The organism is Mycobacterium sp. NBC_00419 (genome assembly GCF_036023875.1).
Lineage (GTDB): Bacteria > Actinomycetota > Actinomycetes > Mycobacteriales > Mycobacteriaceae > Mycobacterium.
Genome location: NZ_CP107931.1, coordinates 4,023,906 through 4,048,391, shown reverse-complemented (window position 1 = coordinate 4,048,391; position 24,486 = coordinate 4,023,906). Strand labels below are relative to the sequence as shown.

The following is a 24,486-nucleotide window of genomic DNA, read 5'->3' as shown; positions in this document are numbered from 1 at the left end:
CCCGGCGCTGGCTAGCCGAAGTCGAGCCAGCCCAGCGCCGCCTGCACCGAAGAGGGCCATTGCGCCGGTCGCAGGCCGTGCGTGCGCAACAAGGCCAGCGCGATGCGCTCCATTCCGAATCCGACGCAGGCGCTGTTGGCGACGGCGCCGTCGGCGGTGCGCAGATCGAACGTCTCGCCGAAATGGTCGCGGTGGCAGTTGGCCGACACGATCGCGGTTCCCTCGTCGAGGTCGCCGTACAGCCGGACCGTCAGCTCGGTCTTGAGGCCCTCGTCGCGCTGGTTGGCGGCCAGCATCTTGCCGACCCGGCCGAAGAACGGGTCGTTGGCCGGCACGGCCTGCGCCTGCAGGCCGAGTTCTTCGAGCACCGCCATGCCGTGCCCGACCCAGGCGTCACGATGGGTCTCGGCCTGCTCAGCGGTCCCGACGATCACGAATTCGTGCATCCGGAACGCCTGCATGCGCGCGGGGTCGATCGCCGGCTCGTGCCGAAAGCAATAGCCGTAGATGTCCATGAGCTGCCCGCCGTCGGGCAGAGCCTTCGGCAGCGTCGAGTAGCTGGGGTGGCAGGCGGCAGGCACGAGCATGGTGCCGGCCGGATGCAGATGGCCGTCCCACGGACGGCCGGCGTCACGGTCCTCCAGCAGAGCGCGATGGTCACGGTTGTCGCCGCTGAAGGTCGAGATGGCGCCCGTCAGGTTAGGGAAAGACGCGATGTAGTCGGTGTTCTCGAAGGCGGCCCGGGAGAACACCGGCGGGAATCGGAGCACCTTGGCGCGCTCGCCGTGCACCTGCTGACCCTTGCGCCGGACCGCGACGTCGATACCGTCCACGACCCGCTCGAAGTCACCGCCGCGCCCGTACAGGCCGTCGATGCCCATCGGCACCAACAGGCCCGCGTCGACCAGCTCGGCATGGAATTGCTGACGCGCCCGCTGCAACGGGTCGACCAGAACCTCACTGGTCGAGCTCACGATTCCCCCTCTTCATCCCCGGTGTACGAACGCCAGCTGGGCGTTGTTCGCGCGGATCCGGTCGTTGGACACCATCAGCTGAGGGCCGAATGCGTCCCGCAACAGCCGGCTCATGGAGGCCTCGTGGTCCTCACGGTAGCCGTTGATGCCGATCAGTTGCAGCGCTCCGACGACCACATCGACAACTGCAGCCGAAGCGCCCAGCTTCAGGTTGTTCATAGCAATGGTAAAACCGACCGTTGGCTCGGTTTGGCCCGACCGCAAAAATTGGTCGTAACGTTGCACTTCTCGCATTACCAGCGACTCGAAGCCTTGGTGCACTCCGATCAGGTCGGCCAGTTTGGCGGCACCGACTCCGCGGTCGGAACGTCCCGAGCGCGCGGCTTGGCGCATCACCTGGCGTGCCTTACCCAGCGCCGCGTCGGCGATACCCAGCCACACCGAAGCCCACAGCGTGTGCGACGAAGGCAGCATCGTGTACTCGGAGATGGTCGAATAGTCGACCGGCACAATATTTTTCGACGATGTCCTACTCGCCAGCAGGAACCCGGGACTGCAGGTGCCGCGAAATCCCAGCACATCCCAGGTGCTGGTTTTCTCCAGCGTCGTGTCGGCAGCCGGGCATACCAGAAGTACCTGGTCGTTGGCGGGGCTGTCGGGTCCGCGGCGAGCGGTGACGCAGATGTAGTCGGCGTGCTCGGCGTAGGAGATCACCGGCGCGTTCTTCTCCAGCGTGACGTAGTCACCGTCGACGCGCACCGCGCATGTCGAGGACCGCACATCACCGCCGGTGGAGATCTCGGTCGTCGCCGAGGCCAGCAGGGCTTCCCTGGCGGCGATCGTCGCGGTGAGTTCGGCGATCTCCCCGGTGCTGCCGTGGTGCGCCAGCGTCAGCGCCTGGGTGTGGTGCATGGCGAAGATCATCGCGGCCGAGCTGCACGCCCCACCGATCGCACGGGCTGCGCTGGCTAACTCCGCAATACGAACCGACCCGCCGCCCAGTGCCACCGGGAGCGAACCCGAGAGAAGCTTTGCCTCCCTCATCGCCTCCACCGCCTCGGCGGGGAACCGCGCCTTGCGGTCGACATCGTCGGCCGCCGCGGCTGCCGCCTTGATCACCGCAGATAGCTGGGGGGAGGCAGAGGTGGCCGGCCCGGGGGCGAGAAGACGGTCTTCCATGGGGGCTCTCGTGTTAGCTGAAACAGCATCGGCGCGCATCACTTCTTGACTACGGTACCAGGCAGCTAAGATGTTGCTGAGAATCGCATGGCGAACAATATGGCGATAACAATCCAGGGAGCAGGCGCATGCAGGAGCGGATTCGTGAGGTCCTCGCGGCACATGGCCGCATGCCGGTCGATCCCCACACCATCGACAGCGACGCCGACCTCTACAAGCTGGGGCTGACCTCCCACGCGTCGGTGAACGTCATGCTGGCGCTGGAAGACGAATTCGATATCGAGTTTCCCGACGAGGCACTGAAGAAGTCGACGTTCGCGTCGGTGACCAACATCGCCCGCGTCGTGGGCAGTCTCGCCGAATCACCCGTGTGAGCCTCGCCGTCTGCGCTGAGCCTGATACCCACCAGCCGCACTTCACGCATTCACCCGAGCGAATCTGGCCGGAGACGAATTGCTACTTCGATCTCTGGATCGAGTTGCTGCATGCGCTCGGGCACGACCCGGTGCCCTCTTTCGCCAGCGCCCTGTCGGCCGATCACGACGGGATGCACTGGTCGTTCCTCAAACCGCTGCCGGAAGACCTCCGCCGTCTCTACGGTCTCGAGGTGACCGAGGAGAACGTCTGGATGCCGGTTCTGGAGACCGTCGAGTCCGGTCCGCCGCGCGCCGTGCTGCACACCGTGGAGGTGGACAGCTGGTGGCTGCCTGACACCGCGGGCACCAGCTACCGGACCGAGCACGTCAAGACCACGATCGTGCCCACCCGCGTCGACCGGGACCGCAGGCTGATGTGGTACCTGCACAATGCGGGCCTCTACGAGTTGCGCGACGACGACTTCGACGGCGTGTTCGGCGAGACGTCGAGCGCACTGCTCCCCTATATCGAGGCGATCCGCAGTTACCCCGAGCGCCGCGAGGCCGACGCGGTGGTCCGTATCGCCGCCGAGCATCTGTCGCGGCGCCCGGACGGCAACCCGGTCGAGCGACTGGCCGACGGTCTGCGCGGGGCCGCCGAGTGGCTGCCCGGAGCCGGGATGCCGCGGTTTCATCGTTGGGCGTTCGCGAACCTGCGGCAGTGCGGCGCCACCGCGGAGCTGGCGGCGGACTTCGCCGTCCACCTCGACGGCATCCGGCCGGGAGCCGCGCGCGCCGAGACCCCATTTCGCGCTGTGGCGTCCGGCGCGAAGGCGGTCCAGTTCAAGATGGCCCGCCTGGCCAACGGCCGGACCGTCGACGTGGCGGCAAGCCTGGCCGAGATGGCCCGCGACTGGCAGACCGCGATGGACTCCCTAGCGGCCGCGGTGGGTTGACGGTGCTGGGTCGGTGGCAGGTCGTCCGCAGCGGGGCGGGCGAGTTCGGAACGCCGGAGGAACTGGCCGAGCTGTGGTCGGGCGGCCTCGAACTCGACGGTGTTGCGCCGGTCGCCACGCTGGCCCCGGTGGACGACGACCACGACTGGTGGCACCGCACCACACTGCAGGCCACCGAGCCGGTGGTCGTGGAGTTCGCCGGGCTGAGCTTTCCGGCCACGGTGTTCGTCGACGGGCGCCAGGCCGCACAGTGCGTATCGATGTTCCTGCCGGTGCGGGTGCCGCTGGACCCCGGTGAGCACGAGATCGCGGTGTGCTTCCACGCCCTCAACGGCTGGCTGGCCACCCGGCGCCCGCGGGGACGCTGGCGATCGAGCCTGGTCGGATCGCCCGGGTTGCGCTGGGCGCGCACCACTCTGTTGGGCCGCGCCCCGGTTTACGGCGACGTGCCCGTCCCGATCGGTTTCTGGCGGCCGGTGACCGTCACCGCGCAGCGCGCAGCGTTCGACGTCGTCGTGGGCACCGACTCCGCCAGCGGGGCCGTCGAGGTCACCGGCAGCGGGCCGGACGCCGAGCTGACGTACACAATCGACGGGCCCGACGGCCAGGCGGTCGCCGCCGGCCGCGCCACCGTCGCCGACAACGCCTTCTCCATCCGGGCTGCGGTCGGCGAGCCCGACCTGTGGTGGCCCCGCGGCTACGGCGCGCAGCCGCTGTACCGGCTGCGTCTGAGCCTCGACGGTGAGCAGATCGCGCAGCGCACGTTCGGCTTCCGCTCCCTGACCGCCCTCGAGACCGATGGCGGCTTCGGACTGCGCGTCAATGGGGTCGACGTGTTCTGCCGCGGCGCAACCTGGTTCCCGCCGGACCCGGTGGCGCTGACCGTGGACGACGCGACGGTGCGCGATCAGGTCAGCACCCTCGCCGACGCCGGCGCGAACATGATCCGGATCGTCGGCGGGCTGGTGCCCGAGCAACCGGCGTTCTTCGAGATCTGCGCCGAACTCGGCGTGCTGGTGTGGCAGGACGCCATGCTGGCCACCTTCGATCCCCCGGCCGAGCTGACCGGGGTGATCGTCGAGGAGGTCACCACGATCCTTCGGGCCGTCTCTGGTAATCCGGCCCTGGCCGTCGTCAGCGGCGGCAGTGAGACGCTGCAGCGACCGGAGATGCTCGGACTCGACGACGCCGCACGCGCGATCGACGTGATCGACGTTGCCCTGCCCGAGGCACTGGCCGGCACGGCGGCAGTTGCCTATGTCCGCTCGAGTCCGGCGCCACCACCGGGCGGCGACGACCTGGCGATCCGGCCGGACACCGGTGTCGCGCACTGGTTCGGGGTGGGCGGCTATCTGCGCCCGGTGTCCGACGTGCGCACCGCGGGTGTCCGCTTCGCCGCCGAATGCTTGGCATTCGCCAATCCGCCGTCGAACGCCGCCGTCGAACGCTACTTCGGGTCGGCCGCGGTCGCCGGCCATGACCCACGGTGGAAAGCCGGCGTACCCCGTGACCGCGGTGCGTCGTGGGATTTCGAGGACGTCCGCGACTTCTACGTCCGGGAGGTGTTCGGCGAAGACCCGGCCGCGGTCCGGCGGGTCGATCCGGAGCGATATCTGGACCTCGGCCGCCTGGCCATCGCCGAGGCGATGCTGCAGTGCTTCGGCTTCTGGCGGCGTACCGAGTCAGGTTGCCGCGGCGCGCTGGTCCTGGCCGGCAAGGACGCCCGCCCCGGTGCCGGGTGGGGTTTGCTCGACGTCGACGGCGCGCCGAAGACGGCGCTGCAGGCGCTGCGCCGGGTCTGGGCTCCTCAGTCGGTGGTGCTCTCCAACGACGGGCTGTCCGGTATCCGCGTCGACATCCACAACGACGCCCCGACCGCGGCACGCGGCGAGCTCACCCTGGCCGCCACCGACGCCACCGGACAACTTGTCGCCGAGGCGCATCGGGACATCGAGGTGCCTGCGCACTCCTCGCTGAGCTTCGTCGACTCGCAGCTGTCCGGGGTGTTCCGCGACCTGCCGCATGCCTTCCGGTTCGGGCCGCCCACCGCCGACGCCGTCGAAGCCGTGGTGCGGCTGGGCGAGCCCGCCCAGATGCTGCGCGACGCGCTCGTCGTCCACCCGCGCGGCCTGCAGGTCCACACCGGTCTTCGGGCCGTCGCCGAGCAGGTCGACGAGGCCTGGGAACTGGAGATCAGCTCGGGCGTCGCGCTGCGCTACGTCTCGATCGACGCCCCAGGATGGCGGGTGTCGGACAACTACTTCCACCTGCCTGCGGGCCGCCCCTACCGGGTGCGACTCGACGCCGAGGCAGGCACGCAGCCGTCCGGCGTGATCGGTTCACCCGACTCGTACGCCCGTGCCGTGATCGAGGTCCCTGGGTGATCGACGGGATCCGGGTCGGCTGTGACGTGGTGGCCGTGGCTGAGGTCGCCGAGTCGGTGGCGACGTTCGGCGATCGTTACCTGCAAAGGGTGTTCACCCCCGCAGAACTCGATGACTGCGCCGGATCGGCCGAACGACTCGCCGCCCGGTTCGCCGCCAAGGAGGCCGTCATCAAGGTCTTCGGCGAGCCCGACGCGCACTTCCCGCTGCAGGAGATCGAGGTCCGCAGCACCGGATCGGCGCCGACGCTGCATCTGTCCGGGGCGACCGCCGCTCGCGCCCGAGCACAGGGCTGGCGCCAGACCGAGGTCTCGCTATCGCACGCCGACTGCCACGCGATGGCCGTCGTGGTCGTCGTGTGCCCGCCCTTGCCAGCAAGTTAACGAACGACCACTCGGCAAATTTCATCCGCAAGTATCGCGAAGAGATAACGCTTGCGACACAACGTTATTTCGCGTGCATGTGGCGTCACGCCAGGAGCCCACGCTGGCAGACAGTTATCCTGGAGCAAAATTCGGTTGGTTCGCCGCGCCGAGTGGCTCCACATATGACGGGCCTGACGAGACATCTTTGGAGTGGCAATGGGCAGGAGAGCACGGTCTGTGCTGTCACGGTGGCTGACGCCGTTGTGGCCAGCGACCGTGGTGGGCATCGCCGTCGGCGCCACCCTGGGCGCATTGGCGCTGCAGTCCTCGACCGCTGCCCCCTCGGTAAGCACACTGATCCGGATCGCCCAGCCGGTAGACCCCAACCAGATCATGACGACGAATGCACCGTCGGTGGAGTCCCAGGAGAGCTACATCTCCGGTGAGATCGCCTATCTGTCCTCCCCCGGTTTCACCGCTTCACTGCGCAGCGCCCTGGGCCAGGCCGACAACCCGAACCTGACCGCCACCCAGGATTCGCAGTCCTCGATCTTGACGCTGTCGGCGACGGCGCCCACCGCCGCACAGGCCACCGGAGTCATCGACACCGCACTGCGCCTCTACAGCGACCACGTGGTCGAGCAGAACCGGCAGCGCGAACAGGCCGCGATCGACGCCCTCAATGGGGTCATCGCTGGGCTGCGCGACCAGTTCCGGATCGCGGCCGAGGCGCTCAACGCGCCGCCGCAGTTCGACGAGTTCGGCAATCCGCTGCCGCCGCCCCCGGTACCCGACACCACTGGCGTGCAAGACCGCATCCTCGCACTCGAGTCGCAAAAGTCCTCGCTGGATGTGCAGATGCTGCGCCCGCCAGGGGTGCAGGTGGTCCAGCCGCCCATCGAGATGCCGTCGACCGGCGTCCCGCACTGGTGGCTGGGCGCGGTCGGCGGCGGCCTGCTCGGCGGCATGGTGGCTTTGACGCTGGCCGTGGTGTGGCGCAAGCGATCCGGAGTGATCACCTCGATGGCCGCCCTGGAGGGCGAGGTGGCCGGCGTGCTCTGGCCTGTGGTGCGGCTGCGTTCGCACGGCGAACGCGCGAAGGTCACCAACTCCGAGGCCGAGAACGCCCGCGCGGTCTACGCCCAGCTGCCCGCCGCGCGCGGTGCGTGCATCCTGGTCGTCGGGGCGTCGGCTCAGTCGGGCACCGACGGCATGGCCCGGCTGCTGTCGTTCGCGGCAGCTGAGCACGGCCCCGTCGACACCATCCGGCAACGCAAGGCCCAAGAGGTCATCGAACGGCGGATCCTGCCGCGCAGCCGCAATTCGACGACAGTCATCATCGACGGTGGTTCACTGACCAACTCCTCGGCGCTGCCGCGGGCAGCCGGGATGGCCACCCACATCGTCATCGTGGCGATGATCGGATTCGACTCCTACCGCCAGGCGCGCATGGTGATCGCGCTGGCACGCGCACACGGTGTGCCGGTGTTCGCGGTCGGCGCCCGCCGCCGGTGGTGGAGCGTGGGCGGCCGGACTCGGTCAGCGAAAGCCGCTCCGATGCCGGAAACTCCTAGCGGAGGCCTGCATCGGGCACCCCAGGCGGTTGAGGAGCACCACGAGATCGACGAGATCGACCACACAGCGGACGATATGGCAGACGACGAGCACACGCGGTCGGACGAGAACACCGAAGACACATCCCAGAGCAAGCACGGGGCGGAGAACGCAGACAGCCAAACTGAGCGTCTGCAACTGGAGAGCGCATGAGCGCTCCGGCCATCTCCCTGGTCTGTAGCACGGTCGGTCGGACGGATGCGCTCACACGCCAACTGGACGCGCTAGTTGCATGTGAGCTTGCCGAGCAGATCGAGTTCATCCTCGTCGATCAGAGCGTGGAGCAGGCATGCGCGCAGCTGGTGGCCGACCGCGGTCTGCCCGGTCCCTGGAAGGTGGCTACCAGCGGCCGGGGTGCCTCGGTCGGGCGCAACGTGGGCGTCGGGCTGGCCACCGCGCCGGTAATTGCCTTCCCCGACGACAACTGCTGGTATGCACCCGATACCGTGCGCAGGGTGTTGACTGTTCTTGCCGAGCGACCCGACATCGACGGCCTGTCGGCCAAGCAGGTTGCTGCCGACGGGTCGCCTTCGATGCTGCGCTGGCTGGACCATGAGGTCGAGATCACCAGGAACAACTTCATGCGCACCTCGATCTGCAGCACACTGTTCCTGCGGCGCGCGGCGCTGCCCTCGGCCGCCCCGTTCGACGAGGGCATTGGAACGGGATCGCCCGGCTGGCGGGGTTCCGGTGAGGAGTCCGACCTTCTACTGCGCCTGCTGGCTGCCGGAAGCACCGTGCTCTACCGCCCCGACATCGTCGTCTACCAGGATGACGACCGCACTGAACCGGGTGAGGATTACGTCGACAAGATGCTGCGCTATGGCGTGGGCATCGGTCATCTGTGGCGCAGGCACCGGCTGCCGGTGCGGATCCTCGCCTACTACTCGGGCCGCAAGGTTGTGGGTGCGGTCGTGCGGGCCGCGCGCGGCGAGCGGATCCGGTCCCGGGCCGATCGCGCCTACCTTCGCGGCACTGTGGCCGGATGGCGGGGCATCACGCCGTGACCCAGGGCCATGAGGCGACCGCCGAGCTCAAACGCAGCTTCTCGTGGCGGGTGGTCGCCGCGGCTGCGGGGATGATCTCCACCTTCCTGCTCACGGTCATCGTGGTCCGCACTCTCGACGACAAGGACGCAGCGGGCTTCTTCGCCATCCTGGCCGCGCTGTCCATCGGACCCCTCATCGGGCGACTTGGCCTGGGGCCCAACGCGGTTCGGTTGATCCCGGCCGAGCAAGACCACGCCAAACGGCGCATCATCGCCGGAACGCATCTGCGGGCAACAGCGCTACTGACATTGCCGTCGGCCCCGGTGGTGTCGTTCTTCGCCACCGCGGGCCTGATCGGCCACGGTGACTTCACCCCGGCGTTCTTACTGACCACCGTGATCATCGTGATCGAAACGCTGCGGCTGATGCTCAGCGACATCTTCGCCGCCTACGGCCGGGTGCCGGCGTCGGTGGCGACCATGCACTACATCCGCAGCACGATGGTGCTGCCCGTGGTCGGTGTGGTGGCGTTCACCCTGGAGCGCCCGACGTTGACCGTGCTGCTGTCGGCGTACGTGGCGGTGGCCGCGCTGCAGTTCGTCGTCGCCCTGTACTACGGACGCCGCGATATCGCGATCTCGAAGTCGGTCGGCATCGCTTCACTACGCGCCGCTATCGGCAGCGGCACCCGGCTGTTCAGCCTGGAGCTGTCGGCGTTCCTGATGATGTCGGGGACGATCTGGCTGGCGAACATGACGTTCCCCGCAGTCACCGCAACGCACTACTCGGCGGCCGCCACAATCGCCATGCAGGTCACCATCCTGGAGAGCCTCTTCGCCCTGGCCGTCACACCACCTGCGGCGCGCCTGTGGGCAGACGGTAAGAAGGACCACGTGGTGCGGCTGCTGTCCAACGTCGCCACGGTCAACACGGCGATCACCATTTGTCTGGTGATCGCGCTGGGCCTCTTTGGGGGCCTTGCCCTGCAGACCGCCTACGGACCGTCGATGCGCGACGCCAGCACGCTGCTGGTGATCCTGGCCGCCAGCGGCATCGTTCAGGCCGCGTTGAATGCCAACATCTCGCTGCTGATCATCGGCGGCTTCATCAACGAGGTCTCCCGCACCGCGATGATCGTGCTGGCGATCGTGCTGCCCTGCGGCATCGTCGCGGCCATCGTGGGAGGCCCGCTGCCGCTGGCCATCGTGTCCTCGTGCGGAGTTGCGCTGCTGTCGGTCGCCGAATGGATCACCGCGCGGCGGGTGATGGATCGCGCCCCTCGCGCCCACCGTCATCTCATCGCGGCCGCCCGTGAACTTCTGGAGCGCCCGCCCGGTTCGGTGGCGCTCGGCACGTGAGCAAGCACGCCGCGCCCACCACCAGTCCGCAGGTCTGGTTCCTCTCGCCGATCGCGGTGACTCTGGTGATCGCGACGGCGGCCATCGTGCCCACGGCATTGATCGGCGACACCGCATTCCGCGCGTTGTGGCGCACGCCGAAGTCGATCACCCCGGAGACCCTGTTGATGTTCGGATGCGGCGCGTTGGCGCTGGCGTTCGGTGCGCTGGTGGCGTCGACCTCGGTGCAGCAGCGTCCGCTGGCGGTGCGCTGGCCCGCGCTCAGCGGCGACGCTCTGGAACTGATGCGACGCGCGAGCTCGCTGCTGACCGGCCTGACCGTGTTCGGGTATGCGGGATTCGCGTTCCTCATGGTTCGCTCCGGGCTCTCCCCGGGCCAGCTGTTCGGCAACTCCTACAACTCCGGGCTGTCGGTGCGTGACACCATCGGGACGATTCCCGGTGTCACAACGCTGACGCAGTGCGGCATGGCCGCGGTGGTGGTGTCGTCGATTCTGTTGACACAACGGTTCACTCGCAACGAGCTCCTGAAAATCCTTGCAGTCGTCGGCCTTTCACTGCCCCGTTCGTTCCTGTTCTCCGAACGGCTAGCAGTGCTCGAAGTGGTCGTTCCGGTGGTGGTGGTCCTGTGTGCGTGGCTGTCGCTGAGTCCGGGCCCTCGGCGCGCCTCGGCACAGCTTGCCCCGGCCATCGGCCTGCCGTTGGTGGTGGTGGTGTTCGGCGTGTTCGAGTACTTCCGCTCGTGGTCCTACTTCCGCACCCGGACCAACAGCGGTTTCGTGGAGTTCACCCTGGAACGCCTTGCCGGCTACTACACCACCGCGCTGAATAACGGGCATCTGGTGTTGCACTATCTGGATTGGCCCGGCCGGTGGCCATACGACACCATCGAGGGGTTCTGGACCGCACCGGGAGTCGAGCAGTTGGGGCTCTACACCCGGTTGACGGGCCACCCACTGCCGTACTCGGGCAAGGGCTCTGCGGTCACCCCACTGACGATCATGCTCAGCCAGCACGGCAGTCCCGAATTCAACAACCCGTCGGGCTACGTCGCGCCGTTCATCGACTACGGCGTCGTCGGCGGCCTGATCCTCTTCGTGGTTATCGGCCTCGTGTCGGGCTTCCTCTACCGCGGGTTCTGCGGGGCCAGTCCGTTCGGCCTGCTGTTGTACCCGGTCGTGTTCACCGGCCTGCTGGAGTTGCCGCGCTACATGTACTGGACGCAGGGCCGGACCATGTACACACTGGTGGCGCTGATAACTCTGGCCATCATGCTGAGCCGATCTCAGGCGAAATCGACTGCCCTGGAACCTTATCCGACACTAAGCGGGTTACCGTCCTGAGTCCAGTCCGTCGTGGTGAACGCCTCGGGCGGCGCGTTGGTGACGAACGGTGCGACCGCTGACGTATCGAGACGCAGCCCGCTGAAAGCGATACCGGACACGGTGCCGCGGTCGACGATCAACCCGACATCGCGCTGTGCCGACTCCGGCGTCGCCGTCACTGACAACCCGGACAGCCGGACGTTGGTCAACGACGTGCCGTCGCGCCCGCTGTAGACCAGGATGGCGCCGTTGACGGTGCTGGTGTCGTGGTTGGCGGCGGTCACCGTGCCGTCGGAGATGCTGACGTCGTCGACCGACCCGGTGTTGTAGGGGTCGCCCTCGGTGGCCACGTAGATGCCGGCCGCGGCGGTGTCGTTGACGCTGATGTTGCGGGCGCTGATGTGCTCACCGCCCACGACAGCCAGCCCGCGTCCGTTGGTGGTGCCGTTGACGACCGGACCGGTGATGGTGATGTGCTGACAGGGCGGCTCGCCGCCGTAGGAGACCACCGCCACCCCGTCGTCACCGGTGCCTGCCGTGGTGATCCGGGTCAGGGTGCCGTCGGTGGCTCCCCCGGTGACGTGGACGCCGTCGGCGCGGGTGTTGGCCACCCGGATGTCGGACAGCTTGAAATTGTGCGCACCGTGGACGAAGACGCCTGCTGCGGCGGATCCGTTGACGGTGATGTCGTCGAGCGTGACGCCCTGGGTGCCCAGCACGGCGAGCTTCTGCTGATTGGGTGTGCCCCAGCGTTTGCCCTCGGTGGGCGCGGTCAGGGTGAGGTTGCGGACGGTCACGTTGTCGGCGACGACCTGCACCGAGGACGTCTCGTCGTTGAGGGCCTGCAGGGTGGCGCCGTGCCCGTCGATGGTGACGCCGGGCACGCTGATCTTGAGGACACCGCCGTGACCGTAGATCCGCCGGTCCAGCGTCAGCGTCTGACCCGGCTGCAGGCTGTCGAGGCGCTGCTGCAGCGCCGCGGTCTCGTCAGCCACGGGTGCGGACTGGGCGGGCGCGGCGGTGCTCTGACAGCCCACGAGCAGACCGCAGGCGGCCACGAACGCGAGGCCGATTCTGGTGAGGCTCATCCCGCCATGCTACGAATCGCCGCCACAACGCGGTTCGCGGACGCGGCCCAGGAGTAGCGGGAGGCGTTGCGGTGACCGACGTCGACGAGTTTGTCCGCCGCCGAGGAGTCGCCCTCCAAGAGATCGGCGTGCCGCAGCAAGGCCGAGGTCTGCTGCGGGTCGAAGTACAGCGCGCCGTCCCCCCCGACTTCGGGGATCGAGGCCCGGTCGGAGGCGATCACCGGGCACCCGAGGGTCTGCGCTTCCAGCACCGGCAGGCCGAAGCCCTCGTAGAACGACGGGAAGACCAACGCGGCGGCGTGCTCGTAGAGCCAGCGCAGTTCGGCGTCGGTCAGCCGCTGGGCGACGACGACATTGTCGGCGAGGTCGGCGGCGATGCCGGCGTACACGCGGCTGTCGCCGCCCGCGCCGACGACCACCACGTGGCGCCCCGAGCCGGCCAGCGCCGCGGCCGGGGCAACCACGTTCTTGTGCCGGGCCAGGGTGCCGACGAGCAGGTAGGTGCCCGGACGCCAGGGCAGATCGGGCTGGCTGGCGGGCACGCCGGTCAGCGAGTCGGCGGCGCACCCCACCACCAGGAATCGCGACGGCTTGACCCGCAGCACCTCGGACAGCTCCCCCTTGCTGAACTCCGAGACGGTCATCAGCCGGCGGGCGGTGCGGGCCAATATCAGGTAGGCCAGCAGGTAGAAGGCGACGAAGGCCTTGCGGTAGGTCTCCGGGAAGCGGAACGGGGTGGCGTCGTGGAACGTCACGAACTGGCGCCTCTTGAGCAACGGCGCCATGCCACCGAAGTTGAGCAGCAGGCGTCCCGCGGTGGCGAACGGTAGGTAGAGCTGCTCGAAGGCCACCCCCGCCAGCGGAGCGCGCCGCACGGTGATGTTCGGGGCGACGGCCCAGGACGGAGTCCGGGCACCTTTGGGGACGTGCAACACGAAGTCGATGCCGTCGTCGGCGACCACGTGGCGGGCCAATTCCTCGGAGTAGCGCTGCACGCCGGTGAAGGGCTGCCCCAGCCACTTGCCGTTGATATGAGCCGAGGGCATCGCACCATGCTAGCGAGCAACGACGGGTCCGGCCGGGCTAGGCTTGGCCGGTGAACAGCGCACCGACGATCGCGATCGTCCACGAGCGCCTGACCGAGTTTGCCGGATCCGAACAGGTCGTCGAACAGCTCGCCGCCGAATGGCCGTCCGCGCGGATTCATGTACCGATCGCCGCCCCGGGTTCCGACCGGGGTGCGCTGCAGGGCCGTGCAGCGGTCACTCCGGTCGATCGGGTGCACCGGCTCATCGGCCGCCGATCCCACGCCGTGCTTTTGCCTTTGTTCATCCCGGCCTTCAAGCACATGGACTTCGGTGACGTCGACGCCGTCGTCATCAGTCACCATTGCGCCGCCCTGTCCGCCGTCCACGCCACCGACCGGCCGACGGTGGCCTACGTGCATTCGCCTGCCCGCTGGGCGTGGGACCCTGCGATGCGAGAAGGTGAGGCGTCGGGGTTCGCTGGGCGCACGGCACTGACGGGATTAGCCGCCCTGATCCGCCGCGCAGAAGCCCAGGCTGCACCGAAGGTCACCCAGATCGTGGCGAACTCGTCTGAGGTCGCGGAGCGGATCCGCCGGTGGTGGGGACGCGACTCAGCGGTGGTGCATCCGCCCGTCGACACCGACCTGTACACCCCCGACGACACCGTCGAGCGCGAGGATTTCTTTCTGCTGGCGGGCCGGTTGGTGCCCTACAAGCGGCCTGATCTGGCCGTCGCCGCAGCCAAGGCGGCCGGGGTTCGGCTGGTGGTCGCCGGCGAGGGCCGGATGCTGGCGGCGTGCCAGGCTGTCGCCGGACCGGAGACGACGTTCCTGGGCCGGGTGTCCGATCAGGAGATGCTCGACCTGCAGCGGCGGGCCCGCGCTCTGCTCATGCCGGGCATCGAGGACTTCGGCATCGTGCCGGTGGAGTCGATGGCGTGCGGCACCCCGGTGATCGCCACGGGGGCGGGCGGCGCGCTGGACTCGGTGGTGCCGGGTGTGAGCGGCCAGTTGGTCGCACCGGGGTCGGACACCGAGCTCGTCGCCGGCTTCGCCGACGCGCTGCGCACCTTCGAGAGCACCCAGTTCGACGGCAAGCAGGTGCGCAAGCATGCCGAGCAGTTCTCGCATGCCCGGTTCCGCGAGCAGATGCGCGCGATCGTCGAGTCGGTGGTGTGAACGGCCTAGGCCGGTTCACCCTGGATGAAGTTCAGCACTGCGGAGCGCAGCGGTACGTACACGCCCTGGTGAAACCCAGCGTGGTCACCAGTGCTGACCACCAGCTGTGGCGGTGCCGCCGAGCGCCGAAGACGATGCAGCGCAACGTCACCGCGATTGGCACTGAACAGCTGCAAGTCGCGCGGGCACAGGATGACCGTCGCGGGACAACCCCGTCGAGCCAACGGCCCGAGCGTCAGATGCGGCGCTTGAACGGCTCCCGTTAGGCCCAGCGCCGACCATGCCCGGGCGGGAAGACTGCGCTGCAAGAACCGCCTGGTGCGAGCGCGCGGCGTCTGTTCCCAGTCTTGTCCGTCGTTGTCGCCGGGCTTCACGGCCAGCCGCAACGACTTCTTCACTCGGCGCGACCACTGGAGCTGGTTGGCCAAAACGACTGAATCGCATCCATATTCCATCGCCGAGATAGCGGCGAACCATGCGCCCGAGCACATGCCGACCAGTTGGAGCCGACTTGCCCCGCGGCGAGCGTGGCGCGCCGCGGCCAGGGCATCTTCAATACCTTCCGGCGAATAGATCCGAATCTCTTCGCCGGTTCGGGCGCGTTCTGATTCACCGACCATCCGGCGGTCCCAGCGCAACGCCGTTCCGCCGGCAGCGGCGACAGCCCGCGACAACTCGACCCATTCGCGGTTCGGCCCTTGGTGGGGCGCCAAGCCGTGCGAAAAGAACGCCACCGCGGGCCGCTCCACAACAGCGTCGCCGTCATCTGCGGGCAGAGCCCGGATCGCGAACAATCCGTGCGGCGCGATTCGTTCGATCCTCTCGAAGGTGGCCGCCTTGCCCGCTTCGTCGGGGATCCATGCCGAGTCGGCGTAGCCGAGTTGGGGTGTCGAGAGAGCATCCGACACCTGGCTGTCCAGCCATCCGGCAATGAAATGTATTGCCTCCCAGGATGTTTGGGTCAGCAACTGAGTTGGTTGAGCACAATCTTCCAGGCCGTCGATGAAGACGGATTCAGTGCGCCCGTCATCTGCTAGCGAACTGATCTGTTTGTCAGCACTGGCTCTGCGACCGACAACGAAACGGTCCAGCGTCTCGGGAAACTCGCCGAGCTTCAGCGCGCTGAACTCGGCGGCGGCCGCGGCGGTGAAACGCGCCCCAATGGTCGAGACGACCCCCGGCGGGACGTCGTCCTCCCCTGCACTCATCTTGAAGAATGCGGTCTGCTCGCGGAGATATCGACGACCGGTACTGACCGGATCCCAGTAGGCAACCCGGCGAACGGACTCAGGCAACGACGACAGCGTTGGATGCAGGATCAGGCAGCCGGCTCGGACGCCGACGGCTGAGAGATCGTTGATGCCTGCACTGTGCAGGTAGTCGACCGCATGCCCGATGCTTGCCTGCCATTCGGCGACAGCGTTGTCGCGCAGCTGACCGTACGAGGAGTCACCGCAGCCGAGGTAGTCGAAACGCAGCGTGAGAATCCGGCGCTCGGCGAGCAGATCCGCCAGGACACGCAGGCCCCGCAGGTTGTCCGCGTGGTCCTTCCCCAACGATCCGCACAGGATGACTCCCCCGCGCACTTGGCCATCTTTCGGGGCGTGCACCACACCGAACAGTGGCGCTTCAGACGATCCGAAGTAGGTCGGCGTCTCCTGAACCGCTATCAGCGACTCGGCCTTGGCGACGTGCGCACCGCCGCCAATCTGGAGATCCTCAAGCATTCCAATCCCCCTGCAGCACAATACTTTCAGAGCCCCCAACCGGCCACTTCACAGAATATCGCATCGTCATTCACCCGGCCTCGAGTTGTGCACTGCGCGGCCGGACTGGATCCGCTGTGCCAGCGCATCGGCGGCGCGCATGGCAAGTTGGATGATCATGAAGGTCGGGTTCGCACTGCCTGAGGTGGGAAAGACCGAGGAACTCGCAATAGCGAGGTTGGGCACCGCGTGCACACGGAGCGAGGTATCGACAACCGAAGAACCGGGATCGGTACCCATCCGGGTAGCCCCTGCAGGGTGGGCGAGTTGGACAGCCAGGTCGACGAGGCGGACATTCGGGTCGTCGACCTCAGGAATCCATTCCAGGTCCGCGATATCGCTCAGGTGGCGATTCCAGAACCCGCGGATCTTCACGACCGCCTGACGCAGCGTGCTCTCATCCGCGTCGGTCTTGGTGAGTTCACAGCGCAGGCGAGGTTGGCCGAGTGCATCGGCAGTGTCCGACAACACCAGCCGGTTATTCCACTCGGGCAGTTGCTCGATCCACACCTTCACTTCGACGACCGCGTCGGACGGCCAGTACTTCTTCTTGATTCCGTACCGCCCCCACGCAGTCCGCGCCAGGTCAGGGATACCGGCAAGACCATAGCGAAGCAGGTTGGCCACCGCAGCGGGCCGACGGCCCCTGGCTGAGTCCAGCGCCGATCTGATCTGGGTCAGCGCTGAGGAATCGGGCAGTGTGACGCCGAAGTCGAAGTAGGCGCTGGCAGTACGGGATTCCTGTTGGACGGTCGGACGGAGTTCGAAGTGAAGATGCCGGCTCGCTCCCAGGGTCCACCGATCGGCGAAAGCAGCGTTGGCCCGACGCCAGTTCTTCGGACGCACGGTGGCAACGTTGAGACCGAAATGATCGTTGAAATAACGCCCGAGAGCGTCGCTCTCACGGGTGATCACCCCACCTGATTGGCGATCAGCCACGAGCAACAGCCGCGTGGATTCGAGTGCACCGGCTGCAATCAGGAACTCATCTGCGGTCACGGTCAGCGAGTGCCCGAAGTGGTCCACCGCCACGATGCTGGTGAGCCGATCATTTCCGTCGAAGTCGAACGTGGACGCGGTGGCACCCAGCCAGATATCGATGTTCGGCCATGACGTGATCTGCTCGCGCAGGACGTCTGCAGTATTGAGGTCGGCGGGGCTGGGACGTTTGGGCCACCGTTGCACGAATTCCGAATCGTTTCGGGGTAGGAGCCGATCGGGATCGAGCAGCGGCGCTGCGTCCTCCTCATAGGAGGCCGAGTCGACGCCCATCATCTTTTCCAGGTCGTCGGTATAGCGGTCGAGTTCTGCGACATCGAAAGGCCATGGCTGCTGTGACACCCACGGCCGCTCGGAGGTGTCGCTTCGCGAGATCGGCAGAAGTTTGCCGTCCCAGCTGGCGGAGGTGCCCCCGAGGCGGCGGTCGCGGAGGTTCCCCTCATAGTTGCCGGCCGGGTTGTCGATCAGGTCCAGCGCTTGCGTGGCCGCATCGGCGATCCCGTCAACGCCGCTTTCGATGACCACCACCCGCACACGCGGGTCGCTGGCCAGACGCGCCGCCGCCACGAGCCCGGCGACCCCGGCACCAACCACGCACACGGTGGCAGACACTGAGGTGACAGGGGCGGCCACATCGGCCAGCGTGTGAATCGCCATCCGCGTTATCCGTTTGCAAACTCTACGAGCTGCGCCAACCGAGCGGTGCTGCTGGTTTGGACGATCACCGCGCCCTGCGGTCGACGGCCGAGCGCCTCGGTGAGGATGCGGCGGACCGATTCACTCGGCAGCGTGCCACCGGGGGCGGCCCGCACCGCGTCAGCGAACAGGCTGTGCGTGATGTCGGGCACCCACGGCCGGCTCCCCCAGCTGGACTCGTCGGTCTGGATGACGTCGATCGCGTCGCGGTACCGCTCGACAATCCCATCGACGTTTCCGGCGAGGCCCGAGACACCGATGGCCCGAATCGACCCGGAGGCCTTCGCTTTTTGCAGTTCGGCGATCACATCATCGGAAATCTGGCTGTCTTCCAGCGGTTCATGGAGGTGATAGATGTCGATGTAGTCGGTGTTCAGCGCACGCAGCGAGGCGTGCAACGCCTTGCGCATCACCTCTGGCGTATACGAACGCCGCGGGTAAGGAACCAGCCGAAGTTTGTTCAGCAGTGAGCGCACCTTCCGGGCCGGCATGGCGGCCGGGCCCAGCGACGCGATCAGCGGTGTGGGCAGAAGGCCGAACTTGGTGGTGATCGTGACCGACGATCGCCGTCCCGCCAGGGTCTGTCCGAGGGCCTTCTCGGAGAGCCCGTCGCTATAGAACCGTGCGGTGTCGAAGTGGGTGATCCCGAGGTCCAGCGCTCGGTTGATGAGGGCTACCCGGGTGGCCGGATCCAGCAGGTGAGCGTGCGCGAATCCAAGCCCGATGCGTGAAATGGTGAGCCCTGACCCAGGCAAACACGTCGTGCCGCATTGCCGGCCGGGGATGTCAGTAGTCACCCGGACACCACACGACAATCGCAAGCCAAGCGCTGGGGGTAAGCATGACCACCGACCGATAGTACGCGTGACCTGGGATAGGCCGTTCGGGTGAACACTGGTGGAGCGTAACAGACCATTGGTATGTAGCAACCGCAATCGCGATAGCTGAAGGACAATTCTACCGGGCGGCTGCACCCTCTCAATGCAGATAAATACCCTGGCAGTGAGCCTCTCGGCACATTATCGGCAAAGATAGCTTGCCATTTGCTAGCAAACAATAGCAGCATATTGACCAGGCCGATTTGTTGTGGATTTGTTGTTTCCGATCCGTAGTCGGACGAGTCAGCACCCCATCAGGACGGCCTTGCCGAGCGCGAAGTACTGGTAGGTGTAGGTCACGACCCATCGCGGCAGTGAGTAGTCGTAGGTCCGGGGCACCGGCGCCGTGGTCACCGTTCCGCCGAAACACTGGTCGAAGATGTAGCGGGCCCGCACCATGTGGAAGTTCCACGACACGACGATCACGTGTGTCCAGTTGCGTTCCTTGGCAAGTCGCGCCGTGAACTGTGCCTCACCGCGAGTCGTGTACGGGTCCGGGCGAAAGCACACGACCGTGATCGTCGCGGTACCCGACGCGCACGCCGCCGTGAACTCCGCGGCGGCGCCCGGAATGCCGTCGTAGCCATTGGACAGCACGACGGTGCTTGCGTAACCCTGCCGCGCCAGGCTCAGCCCGTACTGAATGCGGCCGTCGTTCTCGCCGCCGAGGACGACGATCGCGTCGGCCTTGACCAGCGGATCGGCATGCGACCGGGTGAACAGGAAGTACCCGGCCACCCCCGGCGCGACGACGAGCGCCACCGCCACCACAGCCAACACGCGACGCAGTCTGGCCACGGGGGCAGGTTACCGGTCAGAAAGCCTCGTTAGGCTGTGCGGCATGTCTGCTGAGCTCGTTCCGGTCCGCTTGAGCGTGACCGCCGGTGACCTGTACACCCTGTGGGCGCCCCGCTGGCGCGACGCCGGCGACGAGTGGGAGGCGTTCCTGGGCAAGGACGACGATCTCTACGCCTTCGAGTCGGTGGCCGACCTCGCGGCCTTCGTGCGCACCAACACCGACAACGACCTGACCGACCATCCGGCGTGGGAGGCCCTGACCGAGGCCAATGCGCACAAGCTCGAACCGGCGACCACGGGTGCGGCCGACCTCATCGCGGTCGAAGAGCTGCTGGCCGAGAAGCCGACCGAGGAGTCGGTGACCGCGTTGACGAACACGCTGGCGGTGGTGTCGTCGATCGGGTCGGTGTGCGAGCTGCCCGCGGTGACCCGGTTCTTCAACGGCAACCCCAACCTGGGGCTGGTGTCCGGCGGCATCGAGCAGTTCACCGGCAAGGCCGGGCTGAAGCGCTGGAGCGTCATCGGTGACATCGTGGCGCGCGGCTGGGACGGCGTGCTGTCGGCCGTCGACGAGGTGCTCGCGACCCCGGAGGTCGACGAGAAGGCCTCGAAGCTGGCCGCCGAGGAGCTCGAGGAGCCCTACGAGGAAGAGATCGACGAGGTCGACGACGCCGAACCGGCCGACGAGGAGGAGACCGAGGATTCCGAGGCAGCAGCCGTGGTCGCACCGCAACAGACGGTGGTGCTCGGCGGCGACGAGGAGTTCTGGGCCGAGGTCGGCATCGACCCCGTGCGCATCCTGACCGGTTCGGGCACGCTCTACACGCTGCGGTGCTACTTCGACGACCGGCCGATCTTCCTGGGCCGCAACGGCCGCATCAGTGTGTTCCCGTCGGAGCGGACGTTGGCCCGCTACCTGGCCGACGAGCATGACCACGACCTGTCGGATCTGAGCACCTACGACGACATCCGCACCGCGGCCACCGACGGCTCGCTGCGGGTGGAGGTCACCGACGACAACATCTATGTGTTGACCGGCCTGGCCGACGACATCGCCGACGGGCCCGACGCCATCGACCGCGACCAACTCGACCTGGCAGTGGAGTTGCTGCGCGATATCGGCGACTACTCCGAGGAGGACACCGTCGACCGGCTGCTGGCGGACGACAAGCCGCTGGGCAGGTTGTTCAACCACGTGCTCGAACCCGGCGACAACCCGCGCCCCGGTCCGCCGTATGCGGCTGCCGTGAAGGACTGGGAAGAGATCGAGCGTTTCGTGGAGTCGCGGCTGCGCCCCGAGTAAGGGGCCCCGTTTTCTAGCCGGCCGAGGCGTCGCCGGTGGTTTTCTCAGGCAGACAGGGATATTCGCCGGTCGGCTGCGGGAAGTCCTCCGGCATCTCCAGGGCCCCGTCATCTTCCAGCCTGTCGTCGTCCAGCAGGGCGACGCCTCCCCCGCCCACCACAGCGGGCACAGCGGCGGCAGCAGCGGCGGCGGCTTTGGCGGCGGCCTTCTTCTTCTCCTGATACTTGACGCTGGGCGGCTTGGACGGCCACCAGTTCTTCTCACCGACCAGGACGGCCATCGCGGGCACGGTCAGCGTTCGCACGACGAAGGTGTCCAGCAGCAGGCCGACCCCGATCACGAAGCCCATCTGCACGGCAGTCAGGATGCTGCTGAAGGTGAAGGCGAGCATGGAGGCGGCGAAGATCAGGCCGGCAGAGGTGATGACGCCGCCGGTGGCGCCCACCGTGCGGATGACCGCCGAGCGCACACCGTATTTCGCTTCGTCGCGGATGCGGGATATCAGCAGCAGGTTGTAGTCGGCACCGACGGCGACAAGAACCATGAAGGCCATGCCCGGCACACCCCAGGACAGACCCTGGCCGAGGATGAACTGGAACACGATGACGCCGATGCCGAGTGCCGCGGCATACGAAATAACCACCGAGGCAACGAGATACAACGGCGCAACGAATGCGCGCAGCACCACAACGAGGATCACGAACACCACAGACAGGGTCATGATCATGATGAAGCGGAAGTCCCAGTTGTAGTAGGAGCGCAGGTCGGCGTTGACCGCCGAGAGCCCCACCATCGAGATCTTCGCATCGGCGAGTGTGGTGTTCGGCCGGGAGTCGTTGGCGATCCGCAGGATGTCGTGGATCTGGTTCATCGCCTCGGCGCTGAACGGGTTGTAGGCCGTCTGCACCAGGTAGCGGGCCGAGTGGCCGTCGTCGGAGATGAAGATCTTGGCGGCCTTCTTGAACTCCTCCTGCGACAGGATCTGCGGCGGAATGTAGAAGCCCGACATCGGCGGGTCGGCCGCCTCGCGCTTCATCGCGAGCAGGAAGGCCGAGGCCTGGTCGAGACCGTTGCCCAGGTTTCGGGTCTGGTCGACGAGCAGTTGGACACCCATCGCCAGCTGACGGCTCGAGTCGGCCAGCAGGTTGGCGCCATCGACGGTCTCGTTGAGCTTCTTCTCCACCCCGCCGGGCTCACCGACACCGAGCGCGCGGGCGGCGGCGGTGGCCCGCTGGATGTTCTTGCTCAGACCGCTCACGAGGTCGTCGAGCTTCTGGTTGCCCTCTGTCGCCTGCAGCTGCCGGCCGATGTCGGCGATAGCGGCGAACGCCTCGGAGTTGCTCGCGTCGACGATCTTCTGCAGATCGGCCCGAGAGTTGACGCACGCCGGGTCGCCGTCACAGACCGGACTCTGGTTGAGCGCGTTGAGCATTGGCTGCGCCCATCCGGTGACGTCGGTGATTTGGTTCATGTTCAGTCCCAGCGCGTCGCCGAGCGATCGCATGTTCTTCATCAGCGCCGCGGTCTTGTCGATCTGGTCGAGTGTGGTTGTGCCACCGACCTTTTGCGACATGGCATCCAGTGCGGAGGCCAGACTGCGGACGCTGGCCAGTGATCCCACCAGCTGATTGCGGATCTGGTCGAGGACGTCGGCCATCTTGTCGGCGCCACCGGTGAGCAGCGCCAGTTTGTCATCGTTGCTCGAGATCAGATTGGATGCATCGCCGAGCTTGGTACCGACCTCACCGGCCTGCCAGGTGGCCTTGGCCTGCTCCAGCATCTGCCCGGTGGGCCGGGTGATACCGCGGATCATGTCGATGTTGGGCAGCTGGGAGATGCGCTGGGCCATCTGCTCCATGTCGGCCAGCGACTTGGGGGTGCGAAGGTCGGAGTTGGGCGATTGGATGAACAGGAACTGCTGCAGGGTGCTGCTGATCGGGAAGTGCTTGTCCATCACTTCGTAGGCCCGGTTGCTCGCCGAGTCCTGGGGCAGGTTCTTGCGGTCGTCGTAGTTGAAATTGGTCAGCAGTGCGCACGCGGCCAAACCGAGCAGGATGACCAGGCTGGTCGTGAGCAGCGCGCGCGGCTTGCGCACGATCATCACCGCCGAGCGCTTCCAGAGCTTTCCGGTGAGGTCGCGCTTGCGGGGTTTGATCCAGCCGCGGCGCCCGGCGATCACGATGAACGCGGGCAACAGGGTGATGGCGCCCAGGAAGCCGACGGCGATGGTGACCGTCATGGCCGGACCCACCGTGGCGAACACCGCGAGCTTGGTGAAGGACATGCCCAGGAATGTCAGGGCCACGGTTCCCGCCGAGCCGGCGATCACCTCGCCGATGGAGTGCAGGGCGTCGACGAGGGCGTCATCCGAGGAGACGCCCGTCTTCATGATCTCCTGATATCGGCTGAACAGGAAGACGGCGTAGTCGATGCCGGCACCCATGATCATGCCGGTCATGATCATGATGGTCTGGGATCCGATGGCCAGTCCGTGCTCACCGAGGATGGCCACCAACTGCTGCGCTACGACCAGCGAGATGCCGATGGTCAGCAGCGGCATGACCATGGCCACAAAACTTCGATAGACCAGGATGAGGATGCCGAAGACCATGATCACCGTGGCGCCTTCGATCATGTGCTGATCGTTGACGCCGATCTGGTTCATGTCTTCCATGGTTGCGGAGCCGCCGACCACGTTGACCTGCAGCGACGAGCCTTCCGTCGCTTCCTTGACGGTCTTGAGGACCTCCCGGTAGGCCTCCTGGCCCGGTGGGGTGCCCATCGTCCCGGACATGCTGACCGGAAGGTTCCAGGCCTTCTGGTCCTTACTCGTCATGACCTCGCGCAACTCCGGGGTGTTGATGAAGTCCTGAACGGACGACACCTTCGGGTTTTCCTTGAGCTTGGCGACGAGATTGCGGTAGGTGGCTTCCTGCTCGGGTCCGAGTCCCGCGTCATTACTGAGGATGATCGCGGCGAAGTTGCTGGTGTCGGCTTCCTTGAAGGCCTCCTGCATCTGCTTGCCGGCGACCAGCACGGGCGCGGTCTTGGGAAGGAAGTCCGGGGAGTTCCTGGCGGCCACCGTGAACAGCGGGGTCACGAACACCAGCAGTGCCGCGGCAGCACTCACCCACGCCACGATCACCAGGACCGGGTGGCGGACGATGAACCGGCCCAGCATCTCGAAGACGTTGTGCGGGAACACGCGCTTGAGTGCGGCGCGTATGGACATCAGATAAAGGTACCTGGCGT

General features: G+C 66.9%; 19 protein-coding genes. 10 read left to right on the top strand and 9 right to left on the bottom strand.

The genetic code is table 11. The features are described 5' to 3' along the window. Window positions 1-11: 11 nt before the first annotated feature. On the bottom strand, window positions 12-974 hold the full coding sequence (locus OG976_RS19300) for an amino acid--[acyl-carrier-protein] ligase (RefSeq protein WP_328352195.1): 963 nt from the start codon (window positions 972-974) through the stop codon (window positions 12-14). Between the two features lie 12 nt (window positions 975-986). Further along, entirely contained in the window at window positions 987-2,153 is a 1,167-nt protein-coding gene (locus tag OG976_RS19295) for an acyl-CoA dehydrogenase family protein (protein ID WP_328352192.1), read from the bottom strand. A gap of 128 nt (window positions 2,154-2,281) precedes the next feature. Here OG976_RS19295 and OG976_RS19290 point away from each other — a divergent pair, with 128 nt between their 5' ends. The 8 genes from OG976_RS19290 (at window position 2,282) to OG976_RS19255 (ending at window position 11,518) form a co-directional block, all read left to right on the top strand. Then, window positions 2,282-2,527, top strand: coding sequence for an acyl carrier protein (locus tag OG976_RS19290; RefSeq protein ID WP_328352190.1), 246 nt, complete (start codon window positions 2,282-2,284; stop codon window positions 2,525-2,527). Continuing rightward, complete coding sequence (locus OG976_RS19285) at window positions 2,524-3,465, top strand: DUF1839 family protein (protein ID WP_328352187.1); 942 nt, start codon at window positions 2,524-2,526, stop codon at window positions 3,463-3,465. The genes OG976_RS19290 and OG976_RS19285 overlap by 4 nt, the downstream gene beginning before the upstream one ends. A 2-nt stretch (window positions 3,466-3,467) precedes the next feature. Then, window positions 3,468-5,849, top strand: a complete 2,382-nt coding sequence (locus OG976_RS19280; RefSeq protein WP_328352184.1) for a glycoside hydrolase family 2 protein — start codon at window positions 3,468-3,470, stop codon at window positions 5,847-5,849. Further along, window positions 5,846-6,232, top strand: coding sequence for a holo-ACP synthase (locus OG976_RS19275; protein ID WP_328352181.1), 387 nt, complete (start codon window positions 5,846-5,848; stop codon window positions 6,230-6,232). Before OG976_RS19280 ends, OG976_RS19275 begins: the two co-directional genes overlap by 4 nt. A gap of 219 nt (window positions 6,233-6,451) precedes the next feature. Next, window positions 6,452-7,981 (top strand): hypothetical protein, encoded by a 1,530-nt coding sequence (locus tag OG976_RS19270; protein ID WP_328352178.1) that lies wholly within the window; start codon window positions 6,452-6,454, stop codon window positions 7,979-7,981. Beyond that, window positions 7,978-8,835, top strand: a complete 858-nt coding sequence (locus OG976_RS19265) for a glycosyltransferase family 2 protein (RefSeq protein WP_328352175.1) — start codon at window positions 7,978-7,980, stop codon at window positions 8,833-8,835. Before OG976_RS19270 ends, OG976_RS19265 begins: the two co-directional genes overlap by 4 nt. Continuing rightward, window positions 8,814-10,175 (top strand): teichoic acid transporter, encoded by a 1,362-nt coding sequence (locus OG976_RS19260; RefSeq protein WP_328352172.1) that lies wholly within the window; start codon window positions 8,814-8,816, stop codon window positions 10,173-10,175. The genes OG976_RS19265 and OG976_RS19260 overlap by 22 nt, the downstream gene beginning before the upstream one ends. Beyond that, window positions 10,172-11,518 carry an O-antigen polymerase gene (locus OG976_RS19255; protein ID WP_328352169.1) on the top strand — a complete coding sequence of 449 codons (1,347 nt, stop codon included), beginning with the start codon at window positions 10,172-10,174 and terminating at the stop codon, window positions 11,516-11,518. The genes OG976_RS19260 and OG976_RS19255 overlap by 4 nt, the downstream gene beginning before the upstream one ends. On the opposite strand, the gene OG976_RS19250 is transcribed toward OG976_RS19255, so the two are convergent. Both OG976_RS19250 and OG976_RS19245 read right to left on the bottom strand, forming a co-directional pair. Beyond that, complete coding sequence (locus OG976_RS19250) at window positions 11,488-12,588, bottom strand: right-handed parallel beta-helix repeat-containing protein (RefSeq protein ID WP_328352166.1); 1,101 nt, start codon at window positions 12,586-12,588, stop codon at window positions 11,488-11,490. The genes OG976_RS19255 and OG976_RS19250 overlap by 31 nt on opposite strands. Next, entirely contained in the window at window positions 12,585-13,634 is a 1,050-nt protein-coding gene (locus tag OG976_RS19245) for a glycosyltransferase family 4 protein (protein WP_328352163.1), read from the bottom strand. The genes OG976_RS19250 and OG976_RS19245 overlap by 4 nt, the downstream gene beginning before the upstream one ends. A gap of 50 nt (window positions 13,635-13,684) precedes the next feature. On the opposite strand from OG976_RS19245, the gene OG976_RS19240 reads away from it, so the two are divergent. Further along, the gene (locus OG976_RS19240; protein ID WP_328352160.1) at window positions 13,685-14,794 is read left to right on the top strand and encodes a glycosyltransferase; all 1,110 of its coding nucleotides are present in this window, start codon (window positions 13,685-13,687) and stop codon (window positions 14,792-14,794) included. A 5-nt stretch (window positions 14,795-14,799) separates the two neighbouring features. On the opposite strand, the gene OG976_RS19235 is transcribed toward OG976_RS19240, so the two are convergent. From OG976_RS19235 to OG976_RS19220, 4 genes are all read right to left on the bottom strand, one after another. After that, window positions 14,800-16,560, bottom strand: coding sequence for a hypothetical protein (locus OG976_RS19235; protein WP_328352157.1), 1,761 nt, complete (start codon window positions 16,558-16,560; stop codon window positions 14,800-14,802). 27 nt (window positions 16,561-16,587) lie between these two features. Next, a complete protein-coding gene (locus tag OG976_RS19230) occupies window positions 16,588-18,216 on the bottom strand; it encodes a GMC family oxidoreductase (protein WP_328352154.1) in 1,629 nt (542 codons plus the stop codon). A 5-nt stretch (window positions 18,217-18,221) separates the two neighbouring features. Beyond that, window positions 18,222-19,052, bottom strand: a complete 831-nt coding sequence (locus OG976_RS19225; RefSeq protein ID WP_328352151.1) for an aldo/keto reductase — start codon at window positions 19,050-19,052, stop codon at window positions 18,222-18,224. A 324-nt stretch (window positions 19,053-19,376) separates the two neighbouring features. Then, entirely contained in the window at window positions 19,377-19,931 is a 555-nt protein-coding gene (locus OG976_RS19220) for a YdcF family protein (RefSeq protein ID WP_328352148.1), read from the bottom strand. A 43-nt stretch (window positions 19,932-19,974) separates the two neighbouring features. On the opposite strand from OG976_RS19220, the gene satS reads away from it, so the two are divergent. Next, entirely contained in the window at window positions 19,975-21,234 is a 1,260-nt protein-coding gene (satS, locus tag OG976_RS19215; RefSeq protein WP_328352145.1) for a protein export chaperone SatS, read from the top strand. A gap of 13 nt (window positions 21,235-21,247) precedes the next feature. Here satS and OG976_RS19210 read toward each other — a convergent pair whose 3' ends face one another. Beyond that, window positions 21,248-24,466 carry an MMPL/RND family transporter gene (locus OG976_RS19210; RefSeq protein WP_328352142.1) on the bottom strand — a complete coding sequence of 1,073 codons (3,219 nt, stop codon included), beginning with the start codon at window positions 24,464-24,466 and terminating at the stop codon, window positions 21,248-21,250. Window positions 24,467-24,486: the final 20 nt, after the last annotated feature.